The organism is Oleiphilus sp. HI0117 (assembly GCF_001635235.1).
This window is the reverse complement of sequence record NZ_LWGA01001097.1, coordinates 1-15,194: the sequence shown is the minus strand read 5'-3', so window position 1 is coordinate 15,194 and position 15,194 is coordinate 1. Positions and strand designations below refer to the sequence as shown.

Genomic DNA, 15,194 nt, shown 5'->3' with positions numbered 1-15,194 from the left:
TATGAAAGTCGTGGCAAACCGAAGGGCGTGCTATTTCACAGCGATCAAGGTTGTCATTACACAAGCCAATCCTATCGTCAGCTGCTATGGCGTTATGGCATTCGACAAAGCCTAAGTCGCAGAGGAAATTGCTGGGATAATGCGCCAATGGAGCGATTCTTTAGAAGCTTTAAAACAGAATGGATGCCGCGATCAGGATATGAATCGTTTATGGAAGCAGAAGCAGCTATCGATCAATACATTAATGGTTACTACAATCGTCATCGGCCTCATCATCATAATGGTGGTATGTCACCGTTATTGACTGAACAGGCTTACGAAAAAACTTATAACGGGCTGGCCAGTTTTAGTTGACCACTACAAAAGTTTGTTTTTTAGCTGCACAGTTTCAATCAAAACATCCACTAGAACAACTTGTCCTTATGATGTCCGCTTGCGTGGTCTTATTTGATAGATAAGGTAAAAATAGCTAATCAAGTAAGAGGAAAATAAATTGGACTTCTATCTCCCGCAAGACTTTCTAAACAAGGAACTCATAAACAATGAAATCATCTCTAATCTTAAAAGCAGAGGACTAGAGAGTTATCTTCAACAGTACAACTTCCCCTTTGGTTCGGTCATATTTTATAGTCTTGCTTTGGATGCGCTGATAGCTATAAACACAGCAACAAGCGACGACATCAAAGTACAAATACTGAGAGCTAAAATATTCGCAGAATCAAGTTCTTTAGAGTTACTAGAGCCAGCAGAACTTAAACTTCCTGACCGCGCTATTAATAGGTCTTACAGCTATCCTATAGCCAAAGTAAAGATACTAGAGATTGTACTTAGCTTGGGCGGTGTCATAATTGATGGATACCTATTTGACGATTTACTAAACCTAGACCCAGTGACTGAAAGCATGCTGTTGGTTGCAAGCTGCCGAAATATTCGTTTAAGAGAGTCATTAGCAGATTATTTTTTGAAATACCTGGCCGATAAGACTGACAATATAGAAGCGGCTTTAGCTGGTGGGTATGACCCGATACCAGGGTGGATTAAATACAATATCGTTGGGTTGATTAGTCAGGAAGAAGGTGAGTATTTGAAGCAGCTTCTTTCTACCAAAGACTGCAATAGTGAAAACTTATAGCAAGTAGACTCTAAATATCTAAGCCTTATGCGGGCCTTTGCGTTAAGAGAGATACTCCTTATTTATTTGGAGTTTCTGGCTCCGCCCCCGGTTCAAAATTAAATAAACTTAGTTCCTTTGAGTTCATTTATTAAACTGACGCAATACCACTATCAACAGTTGATTATTTTTAGCTTACATGCAAACTTAACTGGTCAACTATGGTAATGGGTGCTGAATGAGCGATTTCACTGAAGATGAACAAGGATTAGTCGATGCCGCGATAAAATGGGCAAAGGAACGAAAAAAGCACTTTGTACAAGAGTACGCTAATAAAGATCTTGTTCCAGCAGACACTGAACCAACAGCTTATTACATGGCTGGCTGTCCAGCAGCTGGCAAAACTGAAGTTGCTCACGCCCTAAAACGCGTTCTAGATGATGAATTTAAGGATAATGAAGGTGCATTTTCTCTCATTGACCCTGATGAGATTAGAGAGCAAATGCCTGGCTATAACGGAAAGAACGCTAGACTTTTTCAGTACCCTACATCCATCATCGTAGATGCCGTTTTTGATAAGTTAATGAAGAATAAACAAAGCTTCATACTTGATGGAACCTTATCAGACTATGATAAAACCAAACAGAATATTGAGCGATGCCTATCACCTAAAAGGGATTACTGCGTTGTTATCACATTTGTTTACAATGACCCATTAAATGCCTGGAAAGCTGCAAAAGCCCGTGAATTAACGATGGGACGGGCTATTGATTTAGATGTATTTGTTGATAGGTACTTTAAATCGAAAGATACAGTCCGCAAATTAAAAGAAGAGTTTGGACAAAACCTACAAGTTGATTTATTGTTTAAAGACTTAGATCAAAAAGTTCGGCCAGAATTTAATATTGGTAATATTGACAATTATTTGGACGAAAAATATACTCCCGCGTCCCTAAGAGAGGCGTTGGATAATACGGAGACGGAAGATGATAATTCGTAAAACAAAAGTTACGGTTGAATCACCTCTTTCGCACTTTGCACATAACGTAAAGTCAGATAGAAAAAAAAGAATTTATATGAAAGTGTTGAATGAGGCAAAAAAAGAGCAGCTTGAAATGATTGCTGAAGCCGAAGCCATGCAAAGTCAGCAGCTGCAAGCAAGATAAAGCACTCTAGTTAATATTAGAAAGCTCGCGATATGCGGGCTTTTTTATTGGCAAAACAAATGTCGCATTCAAAATAAAAGGACGTATGCCTTTCTACAATCCCATGATAGCTGATCAGCTATCATGGGCGAAACGAGGTTCGATAAACTTGTTAGGATGAATACATGGCATAAATAAATATAAACTCAAATACTGTGAAGATGGTTGTTAAAAATAACCACGAAGGATACGTAGTAATAGTATTCTCTTCAGGTATTTGCTCCCAGTCCTCTACCGTTAGCACCGACCTTTCGACCTGCTTTATGGCTTTCTCATACACATAAACCACATCAATATCTTTGGAACTACAGCTTGGGCATTTAGCCGGTGGAGTATTTCGGCGACTTTGCCAGTCATAAAAGCACTTATTACATTCCATTGCACCATACCAAGTCGGCTTGTCATACCAATATTTAACATACCTTTTTCTTTGAAAAAACTCGTTGATAAAACCGCCTATCGTGGCTAGAGGTACAATAACTAAAACTATTTGCCATAGTAAAACAAATAGGGACTTATTATCTTCAAACCACTGAAGCGTTATTGCTAAACCAATAATGAATAGAACAAGACTAGAAAACCCTCTCATTTTATAACCCTAACAGTGTGTATGAACGACCCTGGGGGTCCTCCACGTTTTTTACGTGGTTTATTAGATGGAGCATTTGGCTAACTGTGACAACTCAGATTTATTATACGGCCTGATTCTTAGTTAGTGATATTGTGTCTAAATTATTACAGCTAAACCGGATGACGGTTTACCTTGAACCGTATTGCGGTATTGTTGCTCAACACTCTAAGACCTAATTAAACCGATCAACGGTACGGTCAGCATTAAAACTGTAGAGTTTATTGCACCACCTTCCGCTAACCTTTGTTTATATATGCCATATGTTTACTTATTTCCGCATATGCATTTCGATTAGATTATTCTCAAAAAGACTCAGAAAATACCAAACAGCAACCCTGTTAATATACTGATGGGCCCAAGACCAATACTTTCTTCAGCGACACTAGAGGTTAAATTACTCACAACAACATCGGCCGTATCATTACCTGCGATTAGCTCTTCAACACCGCTAGTCACATCTTGTTCAAGAGATTCGTTGGAAAAGCCCGAGCTTTCAACGCCATCTATTTTTGCAGCAACCTCTGTTGTGGCTACAACATCAATATCGGGATACTTCTCAATATGCTCGTTTACGTAGGTTACGTTATCAGTCGCTTTCAATTGGACTTCACTCAAAGCGCCATCTTCTCTAATCACAACATCTGAACCTGGATTATTTAAGTCCTCATGCAGTACTGCCTCCCCTCCCGCACTGTTTACCGAATCCACATATAGCATCTCGTGGTAAACACCTTTTGTGTTACTCACTACACCTTGCAATTGCTCTGGAGACAAACTTGCTAGATACTCACCAATTTGAGGTGAAGTCATATCTACTAACGCTGGATTGGCTCGCTGCATAGCTTCAATCACCAAGATAAACTTTTCTTTATCAAAGTATTGCTGTCCATTTACTAGGCCTGCTGTAACTATTGAAACCGCTAATGCAGAAGCACTTATATCGGTTAAACTTTTCTCGCGCACGACAACAAGATGCTTATCTTCATCGCGCTCAAAGCAAGACGCAACCTTTAAACTTCTTGTTAGGTTTCTACTAAACGAAAAAGCATCAGCAGAATTGTCAAACTCGAATTTTAGATCCATATAAAAACCTATCCCAATATTGAATATGATTTACTTACTGAGCATTCAATAAACCAAAAACAATTCGCCCAAACTTCGCAGCCTTCTCTGGATCAGATAACAACTGCATCATCTGATCTTGATGTGCTTCACTACTGCTTAATATGGCGTCATCAACTGCTTTAGGAAAGTGACCTAGCATCGCTTGTTCTGCCGTATTATTGCTAATTTGGCTCATAACATTTTTATTCTCACGAACCTTATCTCTTACTGTGTATGCGTAATTAACCAAGTCTTGATCGGTTAAGTTGTCCGTAATAAACAGTTCATTTAGCTTGCTGATTAGGTGAGATAAGAACTCTTCTTTTTTATCTCTTGGTTTGGCTGTTCCTAAGCCGTCACCCGGTTCAAGCTTGTCCTCTTCCGAGTCAACTTTTAGTTTAATGTCCTGCTGTCTGATCTTGGACAAACGATAGTGGCTGAGCTGGACATTTGATAGATCAATGTCGCCATCTTCGATGACCGCTTCCCTTAACATGGGTTGCAGGTTGCGCGCATACAAGCTGAGCCTTTCTAGCTCTTTATCGTCGTAGTCTACGATCTGAGACATGAACTCGTAGAACCGTACGAAGGTACCCAAGTCCTTTTTGAATATTTCCAGCTCATCTTTCGCTTGCTTGCACTCTTTAAAGCTATTCTCGGCGTTAGCAATCAATACAGCATCGTCCGTTCGCTTTGTGCGCTCAAACATATCCTTGGCCTCTTTAAATGCCTCTACCGCCAACTGGTAGCGCTTCTGCCAGCGATCCACCGCTGGCTTACAGATATTGGCAATAGCAGCATTACTTTTGCTCTTCACAAAGAAGGCATCGCAGAACTGCTCTACTTCGCTCCAGAGGAATATACCGGCTGCTTTTAACTTATCGGATAGATCAAAAATCAAATCCGGATCGGATACATCGGCCAGTTCTGCTGTTTGGAAGTAAGGCTGGAAAGCTCCCAATATATCTTCAGGGTCATTAAAGAAGTCCAGCACGTAAGTGCCACACTCAGCCTTACCGGGGAAGGTGCGGTTTAAGCGCGACAGCGTTTGCACACACTCTACCCCGCCCAGTTTTTTGTCGACATACATGGCGCATAACTTGGGCTGGTCAAAACCGGTCTGGAATTTATTCGCCACGATCATCACCTGATAATCGTCACTGTCAAAGGCTTTGCGCATATCACGGCCTTTCAGGCCGGGGTTCATACTGGTTTCGGTAAACTTCTCGCCGATTAACGCCTCAGCATTAGGATCTCTATCGGTGAACTCCAGCTCACCCGAGAACGCCACCATGGCCTGAATCTTCTGATAGCCTTTTTCGGTGATGTACTTATCAAACGCCAGCTTGTAACGCACCGCTTCTTTACGAGAGCTGGTCACCACCATCGCTTTGGCCTGGCCACCTAATAAGCCCATGATATTGTCTTTAAAGTGCTCCACAATCACCTGCACTTTCTGGCTGATGTTGTAGTCATGCAGGCGCACCCACTGGTTGAGTTTCACCTTAGCTTTTTTGCTTTCTACCTCTTCATCGGCACCGTCTATCTTCAAGGCCAGGTTATAGGCCACTTTGTAGTTGGTGTAATTCTTCAGCACATCGAGGATAAAGCCTTCTTCAATGGCCTGGCGCATGGTGTACACATGGTAGGCTTCGGGCTTATTGGTTTTGGAAGGCGCTTCTTCCGGTTTGGGTAAACGACCAAACAGCTCCAGCGTTTTGGTTTTCGGTGTTGCGGTAAAGGCCAGGTAACTCAGGTTGCTGGAGGCACGGCGTGAGGCCACGGCTGCATCGAGAATATCATCGGTGGTTAAATCTTCATCTTGCGGCTTGCCATCAACCATCAGCACTTCTTTTAGCTGGCGTGCGGTGCTGCCGGTTTGTGAGCTGTGGGCCTCATCGGCAATCACCACATAGTTACGCTCTTTGAGGCTGACGCTGTTTTCAATGGCTTTTAATACATAGGGGAAGGTTTGAATGGTAACGATAATAATCGGCGTTGCACCTTCCAGCGCTGCGGCCAGCTTTTCCGATTTGGAGCCATCACCTTCGCTGCGGTTAATACGCCCCACCACACCTTCTACCGAGGTAAACTGCGAGATGGTTTCTTGCAGCTGATCATCCAGCACGGTTCTGTCAGTGACCACAATCACCGAATCAAACAGTTTGTTACCTTCTGCGGTATGAATGCTGGATAACTGATGCGCCGACCAGGCAATGGAGTTGGATTTACCGGAACCGGCACTGTGTTGTATCAGATACTTATTACCTGGGCCTTCGGTAAGGGCAGCATCAACCAATTTGGTGACCACATCCCACTGGTGGTAACGCGGGAAGATTAATGTCTCTTTCTTGTACTTACGCCCTTCCCAGTCTTCCTTTTCTTCGATTTGTAAATGCACAAAACGGGCAAGAATATTCAGCAGGTTATCGGGCTGTAACACCTCATTCCATAAATAATCGGTGGCGTACTGATTCACATCCTTAGGTACATCGTTACCGGCTCCACCATCCTTGGTGCCTTTGTTAAAGGGTAAAAAGAAGGTGTCTTCCCCTTCGAGGCGCGTGGCCATATACACTTCATACTGGCTGACGGCAAAATGCACCAGTGCACCGCGTTTAAAGCTAAGGAGTGGTTCGGGTTTCTTAGTCGCCGGATCGGTTGCGAATCTTGTTGTCTTATACTGTTTTATTGCGTTTTGCACCGCCTGTTTAAATTCAGACTTTAACTCCAGCGTGGCCACTGGCAATCCATTGACAAATAAAACCAGATCTATACGCCATGCTTTAGCCTTATTACCTGTTGCCTCTAATTCTGCTTCATTGGCCCAAGGTGAATACACCAGCTCCGGTACTACCCGTAAACGGTTCTGTTTGTAACGCGCCAGGGTATCCGGGTTTAAATCATGTTCGGGTTTAAACTGGCATAAACTAAAGCGTGTACCACGATCACGCAGCTCATGGCGTAAGACACCCAAGGTGCCAAAGGTACGCATCTCTTTATTGGCAGCGTTAGGATCGGCTTTATTTAATTGGGATGCGACACGCTCTAAAAACTTCTGCTCAGGATGCTTTTCATTTCCAGGTGAAGGGGGATATAGGCCACAGAACTTTTGCCATTGTTCATCTTGGGTTTCTTTAACAAAACCCAGCACATCTTCTTCATACAGGGCCAGTTCACGGTTGTAGCCTTCAGGCTTACCCAGCAGCCAGCCGTTAGCGACTAGCTGATCGACCATATCATTTTGAAAGGTAAACTCGTTAGCCTTACCGCTTCCTGACAATGTACTCATGCGGCTACTTCCTTGTTTTGATTATCGGATGGTTCTGGGGCTCGCCAGCTTCTGACATCAATTTTTCCGGTTACGGCTGCTGAGATCAGAGCCGTACGGCGCTCCTGTAACAGCTGAACAGCCTTATTTGCCTGATCAATCAAGCTGCTGAACTTTTCTTTTTGTTGGTTGATATATTCTACTACTTCACTCTGCTCATTCTCAGGAGGTACAGCAGCTAATATTTCACTCAATATAGCAATGTTAATAACTCCCATTGTTCCACCTCTACTCAAAAGTTCGAATTGTTTAAAGACCATCTCACTTTTAAGTAATTCTCTGATGTAGTACGGGTTATGATTTTGGCAGATCTCAGCTTTTATCAATCTTGGATTAATTATTCCTGGCTCAGCACCTTCTGGAAAAACAGCGATTTTTCCAAATGTTCCTACACAACTAATAAGAATATCGCCTTCACCAACGATGTAACGGGATAGTTCTGTGTAATCTTTTTCATTGATATAGTAATCACCGATCTCAAAATCATTTGGTATCACCTGCTCTTGCCCATATACCTTGTAGCCATTTTTAACGTACATATCTTTGGTGATGCTAGAGCCAAAAGGCCCCGCAATGATTCTGTCGCATAAGTATTTGAATTTTTTTACTTCCCAATGCTCCGGCACTTCACCTAACCACTCTACACCTGAGTCGCGCATGGGGACGCTGGGATTGAGGCCTTTGGTGACGGCATGACTGATCACGGCCTGGCGTTTTTCTTTTAGCAGTTTGATCAGCTGTTGTTGTTTTTCGATCAGGGTGTCGATTTTGGCGGTTTCGTGGTCGAGGAAGTTGGCGATTTTTTCTTGTTCTTCAAATTGCGGTAAGACAAGAGGAATGGCACCAAATTGCTCGAATGTTATGGATTTCCCATCGCGAAGACTATCTGTTGTTGACTGTAAAGCAGCTATATATGGCTTACTTTTAAATAGATAACGATAGAATTTAGGCGCAATATCTTTCACGGAAGATAAAACTGTATACGCTGGTGAAACGCATCCTACGTATTTGCTATGTTCAATTCCGCCTTCGAAGCTTCTCAAACTAATTACAAAATCATTCTCCTCAACGTGACGAAATGAACTGGTTCCTTTCAATGCCAGCATGACTTTTGAATCATTCAGTTTCATCATCAAAGACTGAGGAACAACGCCATATTTTTGGCTGGCCGCAAGTTGCTCATCCGTTTCTAATGAAGGCTCCCTTCGATTCTTGAATAAACGCTTACCGTCAAATAATTCCCAATCCGCTGGAATCTCTCCCAGCCACTGAGTTCCAGAGTCAACATACTCAGGGTATGCTTGATACTTACCCATTACGAATGCACCTCTTGCAGCAAATTCATAATCTCGGCAGACACAGCATCCAAATCCGCATCAATCGCTTCCAAATCTCTTGGCGGCTGGTACTGATAAAAATGGCGGTTAAACGGAATTTCATAACCGACGATGCCCACTTCCTGATCTTTATCATCCGTCTTGCTGGCATCGATCCAGGCATCGGGTACATGGGGTTGTACCTCTTTTTTGAAGTAGGCTTCGTTCAACGCATTGACGGTTTGTGATGGATCAAGGGCAACGTTTTCATTATCACGCAAGTCACCATCGGTTTTGTACTCAATCACTCTCTTTTCGCTGCCGGCACCTCCATCCACCTCAAACAGACCATAAAGCGGGTTGGCTTCGGTATTTTTATGCAGCTTTTTAATCACCTTTTCCGCTGCCGGGTTTTTCCAGCTTACGGCGGTGGTGATTTGTTTTTTCTCTTTGGTATCCAGGCTAATGCCTTGAGCTTTGCAGGCGGCTTTGATGGCGGCTTCATAGCCGTTCATATCATCGCACTGTACAGTGCCTATCTCTGCCTGTAGCTGCTTGGCTTTTAGCAGGCATTGCTTTTGTGCTGCCCAGGTTTTGTGGTCTAACAGTTCTTTGATTTTGGCTTCTTTTAAATCACTGAAATGGGTTTTCAAGTGTTTGCGGATGTCGGCTTCATTCTCGGCTAATACACCGTAGTTCTCACAGCCTTCGTCATCGCTCCAGCTTTCAGCATAGTTTTCATATACCCACTTCATCGGCGCGTTTAACGGCTTGGGGGCAAAGCGCAGCTCGGCGATGCGCTCATCATTGAATTGGTAGCTCTCGCGTAATGGGCGCTCGATGGTGATGCGGCGGTAGCCAAATTCATGGGTGGCGAAGATTTTACTGGCGAAGGTTTTGGGGGCTTCCGTTTTAGGGTTTTCCGATTGTCGGCCACGGTTGCTTTTTTGTTCGGCAGGTTTATCCAGCTCACGAGCATCCACCACTTCAAAGGCTCCAAAGCTGCGGGTGATAGTGGCGATGTCATCGCTGCTCATTTCGTTACGTTTGGAGCCTAGGGATTTACGCATCTTGCCGCAGAGGTTTACGCCGTTGATCAGCTGTACCTTGCCTTTGCGCTCATCGGCCTTTTTATTCGACAGCACCCATACATAGGTGGCGATGCCGGTGTTGTAGAACATATCGGTGGGCAGCGCGACGATGGTTTCAAGCAGGTCGGCCTCAAGGATGTAACGGCGAATTTCGCTCTCGCCACTGCCTGCACCACCGGTAAACAGGGGTGAGCCGTTGAGGATGATGCCAATACGGCCACCGGTCGCTCCCGGCGTCCTGCCTCCCGCGACACTTGTACCTCCATGTACATCGCCTTCGTTCGGTCTTAATTTGCTGATCAGGTGCATGAGGAATAATAACGAGCCATCGCTCACTCTCGGTAAGCCTGGGCCAAAGCGGCCGTCGTAGCCCTTGAGGGTGTTTTCGTCTTTGATGGTGGATTCGATCTTTTTCCAATCGACACCAAAGGGCGGATTGGAGAGCATATAATCAAACTTGGAGGCTGCGAGCTGATCATTGGATAAGGTGTTGCCGAGTTTAATATTGGTGACGTCCTGGCCTTTGATCAGCATATCGGCTTTACAGATGGCGTAGCTCTCAGGGTTAAGCTCTTGGCCAAAGGCACGCATGACCGCTTGTGGGTTTAACTCGTGCACGTATTCCATACCCGAGGAGAGGAAGCCACCGGTACCCGCAGTGGGGTCGTAGATGGTGCGGATGATGCCGGGCTTGGTGAGGGCGTCATCATCTTCCATAAATACCAGGGAGGTGGTGAGGCGCACAATATCACGGGGGGTAAAGTGTTCCCCGGCGGTTTCATTGGAGCCTTCAGCAAAGCGGCGTATCAGCTCTTCAAACACCAGGCCCATATCGTGGTTGGAGATGGCCTTGGGGCTAAGATCGGTTTGGCGGACTTTTTGTACGATTTTAAACAGTAAGTCGGCATCGTTTAACTGGCCTAGGAATTCGGCGAAGTTGAAGAACTCGAAGATTTCACGGGCATCTTTGGAGAAGCTTTGGATGTAGCTTTCCAGGTTTTGTTTGATGCCGTTTTGGCCCAGCTTGGAGAGATCCATTTTTGAGGTGTTGTAAAAACTTAAACCTGAAGCGCGAATCAGCAGCTTTTCCTGCGCTTCTTCGGGCAGGTTCATTGTCTGTATTTCTTCGAATTTAGCTAAAACCTGCTCTTTGGTTTCTTCTAAAACACATTCAAGGCGGCGTAAGAGCGTAAATGGCAGGATGATGCGGCCGTATTGGCTTTGCTTGAAGTCGCCGCGTAACAGGTCGGCGATCGACCAACAATATGCTGCTAGGTTATTGGGTGTTGGTGTGCTTTCAATCGAACTCATCGACTTGATTCCTTAGTCTGTGTTTCTTCGTCTTCGGTTTTATCAAAAAGCTGGAAGTTAGATTTAAATGAACGTATCAGCGCTCTTAGGCCAATCCCTTGATTTAGGGAAGACAACCTTTGAACATTCTTTTTGAAGGTATCAAGGTCTTTCTGTGAGTCACCACTAACGTCTTTATCGGCCATGAGCTCTTTCAGGCCAATCTTAAGCGCTCCAGAAATTTCTTTGGTGTAAGAAGCTGATTCAGATTCAATTAGGTCAGTCGCAATCGGATTTCTCGTAACAATTAATTGAGTTTTCTTATCGACCGAATCTTCTAAACGATATTCAAATGCTACCTTATGGAAATAAACGTTCGATCCTGCCAAGGCTAGACGGTAAAAGCGCTCTTTATAACCTTCAATAATCGGTAAGCCTGCATCACTTAGTTTATTAGTTAAACTTCTCGCACAGTCATTAAGATCGTCATCAACTATTTCTACCCAACCATTTATTAATAGCTGAATTCGTTCAGAGCATGACTCAGCTTCGGAATCCTTTGCAAAGAGACTCAAGCTTAGCAGCAAGTTGTGCTCTTCATCAGTTAAATTGCAATCTAAGTCCTTTTCTTTGCCGGTCTTACCAGCGCTGATTTTCTCTGAATTATCTAGCGAGAATGTCGTTGAAAAAGAATCTGGAAGCTCTGAGAGTGTATTCACATAGCTTGGAGAGATACTCTCTATAGATTTACGCCAATCATCTTTAGAATCGTGATCCTCGATCAAGGCATCGATATACGCCATTCTGCCATCTTGAGACTTAGCCTTAACAAGCTCATCAGCCGTAAACCATGTTAGGTTTTCATCTGCGCGGATGCGTTTAGAAAGCGCAAGTAGGCCATCTTGAGTAAGATTAATATGGTAAACATGTATTCGGTATTCCGTTAGCGCATGATTTGCACCACCGCCTTCGACAGCGGTGTAAGGTTTAATGGTGCGCCAAGATGAATAGGAATAGTGTTCTTTAGGATTCAAACCTGTTTCTTCAGATAATTCTCGCTCAAGGGCGACCTCTATTGCGTCAGATTGATTGGATGCCTCTGGGCTTTGTAAGAGACTGACTGCAGCGAGTGTATCTAGCTCTTTGTTCGCTTCCATTAAATCGTTTTGCGAGACACGACCACCAATTAACACATAGTTGTTTCGGTTCTTACGGGTCTTATCTTCTCGGTGCCTTAGCAGAAACTTACCATCCACTGAAATAAGACCCCAAGCTACATGTACGTAACGAACGGGCTGCGCAGAAGTATTGTGGTGCCTTTGTCTTTGGTTTTCTAAGTAGTGCAATACATTACGCTGTTCTTCAACAACTTCAGAGTGGTCACTTTGCGCACCCCAGAAACCTTTTGGAAATAGGCTCTGATCACTATCTTTAAGTGAAGACAGCAACGACTTAGCCATCAATGAAGCAGGAAAAGATTTGAATCGCCAGATACCGTGCTCTAACAAAGTATCATCCAGCAAACCCAGTCCAACGAATAATCGTTCAACTAACGAAATTGCTGAAGTGATTTCTACGTTATCTGGACAGTCTTTGGAAATACTGTCACGAATATTAACGGAAGATGCTTCACCGCCCTCTTCTGCGTGTAAAGGAAGGTGTTTATATATTGTATTGAGGGCTTCAATAGTCCCTAAGTTATTCATTGTGGCTCGCTTTTTATAATCAAATAAACCGTTTTATTCTTCCTAAACTAAACGACTTAAGATTTTTTGGTTTCTACCCTGAAACCTTTCGAGCAAGTATGTCTGTTCGCTACTTCTTGTGTTAGGGACTCCAGGGGGACAAAACCAAACCAACCAGATTCCTCAGGCAACCCAGTCTACCCCATATTCGAACGCTCAGCTATATAAAATATAAGATTTACAACTACTTGTACTTCATTCTAATAATTTCCTAGCGCTCATGAAATCAATAATACTTGCGTATTTTATAAGTGACATATTTTTGGAGGTGACCACAAAAGGAGAACTCTATGACTTACACAACTGACCTATTACGCAATATCATCCTAAACCAAGATATCTACAGCTACGGTACTCACTGGCAAGAAAAGCCAGATCACTGGAAAAGACATGTCTTAGCTCTCGTAAGTGATATTGGAGACGAGCTAGGTACCATTTGGAAAAGCAAGGAGGGAAATTGGCACAATAGTTCGGGAGTATGTTTGGGAGATTTTGAACTTGCCACTAAAGATCTAGAGAGATCTTTAACACGTGGTATTGCCGTATCTGCGGAAAACTTGTCTGAACGTATGAGAAGATCTAATCCCAAAGGCCTACATCAAATATCCGGATGCATTAAACTGAACACCTTCGAACGATACGTAATTGAAAAATCAATTGCTTCGATTATCCAAAAGGTCATTGGTCAATTCAGTGTCCAATCGACTTTGAAGTTGAACGATCCTGTTAGTGACAATTGCCCTATTAAGGTCCACCCAATAACTTTGGGCTTCAGGTTTCAGGAAGGAAAATGCGTCATTAAACCTCAAGCACTCCCACTTAAAACCGAAACCAAACACGTTGAAAATGGAGAGCCAGTTATCACACAAATACGGCTCTGCGACCTTTCTGATCAATCATTCATGACAACTGTAAGAAAACTCATGACAGAGCAAAATATACCCCACTCGAAATACACAAGCCTTGAAAAATGCGTAGTTTGAATTTAACCAACGACATAATCGCAAGGTTCTATCGCACCTAAATACACTAAAAAACCTGAGCACAACATGTTAGTGCTCAGGATAGGGAATTTGGCCATTTTAAAACTAAAAGACACAACTTTTCGAAACCTTGTGCTCAGGATAGGTTTTACCACCTGTAATTTGAGATTTCAGAAGTTTGTGCTCAGGATAGTATTTTATGCTCAAGGTCATCGTACATCATTCTTTAAAGCCCTCATCTATGTGCACAAATAAGTTATTTTTTGTGCTCATCATTCCTGAGCATTTACAAAACAAAGGAAGTGCTCAGGAATAATGAGCATAAACCTTACGATTTAAGTTTTTACATCTTTGTGAAATTAACTGAAGCATATAGAGTCTGGAAGTGGATTGTAAATTCGACCTTGAACTTAAGGCTCTTCTAGCCAGTGTTCGTAGAGAAATTAATCCAGATACTTTACGTACCCTGCACAAACTAAGTGACCAATCGTTAACTATTAACTTTGGAGAGCCCAAACATCAAACTTTTCAAAACCCGAAACTACCAATTTTTAAAAAATGCTTGCTCGAGTTTAATAAAGCCAAATAACGCCATCTCCAATCGCGTTAAAAATACACCTATAAGGATGAGCATAAAGGGTTTATGCTCAAGTAGGGATTTTGGACTATTAATAAGACTAAAGACACAAACTTTTCAGAGTTTATGCTCATATAAGGTTTTCTATAAGCAACATTCGAAAACCAAAAGTTTATGCTCATAATAGCTTTTTTGAATTCGCTGCTAATTTCTTAATTCCAATAAAAATTCACTTAATTAATTCCTTGTGCTCATCAGAAGATGAGCACTCACAATCAAAACTTTGTGCTCAAATATAATGAGCACAAAGATTTGACAATCTTGTTCTCCTTAAAAAGATTATGAAAATCAGTTCTGTTAATTCTGTCGGTGACTATTTCCCCTAATCGAACGTGTAGGTGTGCACAAGGGGTACTACAGAAGTACCAATGCACGCTTATCTATAAACATATCAGCAGACACACCCTTGCGTACCCCTACCGTACGCCTTGCCCCCCCCCCTTCAGCAAAAACGTTGGAACAAAACCCATTAATAAAGGCATCTTTAACAAACTTATTACCATACCTCTTTCACTAAAATTTATTAGAAACCTTCAAACATGGAGGTTTTCACCATTTTTGTTGCGTCTCTTATTCAAAACATAAAATAGAAAACGAACACCTTGTTGCGCGGTACGTTAAAAATACACGCCGTACGCACCGGTGGTGCGCGGAAAACACGCTTAAAGTAGAGCCTCAAATCACTTAAACAGGTAACTAATGCAATGAATAGAGAAACAAACATATCGATTCAATATGGGCGCTGGGTTC

11 protein-coding genes are annotated in these 15,194 nt (G+C 42.9%); 5 read left to right on the top strand and 6 right to left on the bottom strand.

Annotation, left to right across the window (positions count from 1 at the left end; genetic code table 11):
* From A3757_RS25340 to A3757_RS19670, 4 genes are all read left to right on the top strand, one after another.
* On the top strand, window positions 1–354 hold a 354-nt coding region (locus A3757_RS25340), incomplete at its 5' end, for an integrase core domain-containing protein (RefSeq protein WP_156506434.1).
* 139 nt (window positions 355–493) lie between these two features.
* On the top strand, window positions 494–1,132 hold the full coding sequence (locus A3757_RS19680; RefSeq protein ID WP_068553824.1) for a hypothetical protein: 639 nt from the start codon (window positions 494–496) through the stop codon (window positions 1,130–1,132).
* A 217-nt stretch (window positions 1,133–1,349) separates the two neighbouring features.
* On the top strand, window positions 1,350–2,111 hold the full coding sequence (locus tag A3757_RS19675; RefSeq protein WP_068553822.1) for a zeta toxin family protein: 762 nt from the start codon (window positions 1,350–1,352) through the stop codon (window positions 2,109–2,111).
* Window positions 2,098–2,277 (top strand): hypothetical protein, encoded by a 180-nt coding sequence (locus A3757_RS19670; protein ID WP_068513854.1) that lies wholly within the window; start codon window positions 2,098–2,100, stop codon window positions 2,275–2,277. Before A3757_RS19675 ends, A3757_RS19670 begins: the two co-directional genes overlap by 14 nt.
* A 151-nt stretch (window positions 2,278–2,428) precedes the next feature.
* Here A3757_RS19670 and A3757_RS19665 read toward each other — a convergent pair whose 3' ends face one another.
* The 6 genes from A3757_RS19665 to A3757_RS19640 form a co-directional block, all read right to left on the bottom strand.
* Window positions 2,429–2,905 (bottom strand): hypothetical protein, encoded by a 477-nt coding sequence (locus A3757_RS19665; RefSeq protein ID WP_068513857.1) that lies wholly within the window; start codon window positions 2,903–2,905, stop codon window positions 2,429–2,431.
* Between the two features lie 354 nt (window positions 2,906–3,259).
* Window positions 3,260–4,030 (bottom strand): hypothetical protein, encoded by a 771-nt coding sequence (locus A3757_RS19660; RefSeq protein WP_068513860.1) that lies wholly within the window; start codon window positions 4,028–4,030, stop codon window positions 3,260–3,262.
* Window positions 4,031–4,064: 34 nt separating this feature from the next.
* Window positions 4,065–7,343 carry a type I restriction endonuclease subunit R gene (locus A3757_RS19655; RefSeq protein WP_068513862.1) on the bottom strand — a complete coding sequence of 1,093 codons (3,279 nt, stop codon included), beginning with the start codon at window positions 7,341–7,343 and terminating at the stop codon, window positions 4,065–4,067.
* Window positions 7,340–8,698, bottom strand: a complete 1,359-nt coding sequence (locus A3757_RS19650; protein WP_068513865.1) for a restriction endonuclease subunit S — start codon at window positions 8,696–8,698, stop codon at window positions 7,340–7,342. Before A3757_RS19650 ends, A3757_RS19655 begins: the two co-directional genes overlap by 4 nt.
* On the bottom strand, window positions 8,698–11,100 hold the full coding sequence (locus tag A3757_RS19645; RefSeq protein ID WP_068513868.1) for a class I SAM-dependent DNA methyltransferase: 2,403 nt from the start codon (window positions 11,098–11,100) through the stop codon (window positions 8,698–8,700). Before A3757_RS19645 ends, A3757_RS19650 begins: the two co-directional genes overlap by 1 nt.
* Window positions 11,097–12,785, bottom strand: a complete 1,689-nt coding sequence (locus A3757_RS19640; protein ID WP_068513870.1) for an NUDIX hydrolase — start codon at window positions 12,783–12,785, stop codon at window positions 11,097–11,099. The genes A3757_RS19645 and A3757_RS19640 overlap by 4 nt, the downstream gene beginning before the upstream one ends.
* A 329-nt stretch (window positions 12,786–13,114) precedes the next feature.
* Between A3757_RS19640 and A3757_RS19635 the strand changes: the two genes are divergently transcribed.
* A complete protein-coding gene (locus tag A3757_RS19635) occupies window positions 13,115–13,807 on the top strand; it encodes a hypothetical protein (protein WP_068513873.1) in 693 nt (230 codons plus the stop codon).
* Window positions 13,808–15,194 lie beyond the last annotated feature (1,387 nt).

Bases quoted from the DNA above. Each gene is read 5' to 3' on its own strand.
- A3757_RS19660 (WP_068513860.1), bottom strand. From the start codon at position 4,030: ATGGATCTAAAATTCGAGTTTGACAATTCTGCTGATGCTTTTTCGTTT.
- A3757_RS19675 (WP_068553822.1), top strand. From the start codon at position 1,350: ATGAGCGATTTCACTGAAGATGAACAAGGATTAGTCGATGCCGCGATA.
- A3757_RS19670 (WP_068513854.1), top strand. From the start codon at position 2,098: ATGATAATTCGTAAAACAAAAGTTACGGTTGAATCACCTCTTTCGCAC.
- A3757_RS19665 (WP_068513857.1), bottom strand. From the start codon at position 2,905: ATGAGAGGGTTTTCTAGTCTTGTTCTATTCATTATTGGTTTAGCAATA.
- A3757_RS19635 (WP_068513873.1), top strand. From the start codon at position 13,115: ATGACTTACACAACTGACCTATTACGCAATATCATCCTAAACCAAGAT.
- A3757_RS19640 (WP_068513870.1), bottom strand. From the start codon at position 12,785: ATGAATAACTTAGGGACTATTGAAGCCCTCAATACAATATATAAACAC.
- A3757_RS19655 (WP_068513862.1), bottom strand. From the start codon at position 7,343: ATGAGTACATTGTCAGGAAGCGGTAAGGCTAACGAGTTTACCTTTCAA.
- A3757_RS19645 (WP_068513868.1), bottom strand. From the start codon at position 11,100: ATGAGTTCGATTGAAAGCACACCAACACCCAATAACCTAGCAGCATAT.
- A3757_RS19650 (WP_068513865.1), bottom strand. From the start codon at position 8,698: ATGGGTAAGTATCAAGCATACCCTGAGTATGTTGACTCTGGAACTCAG.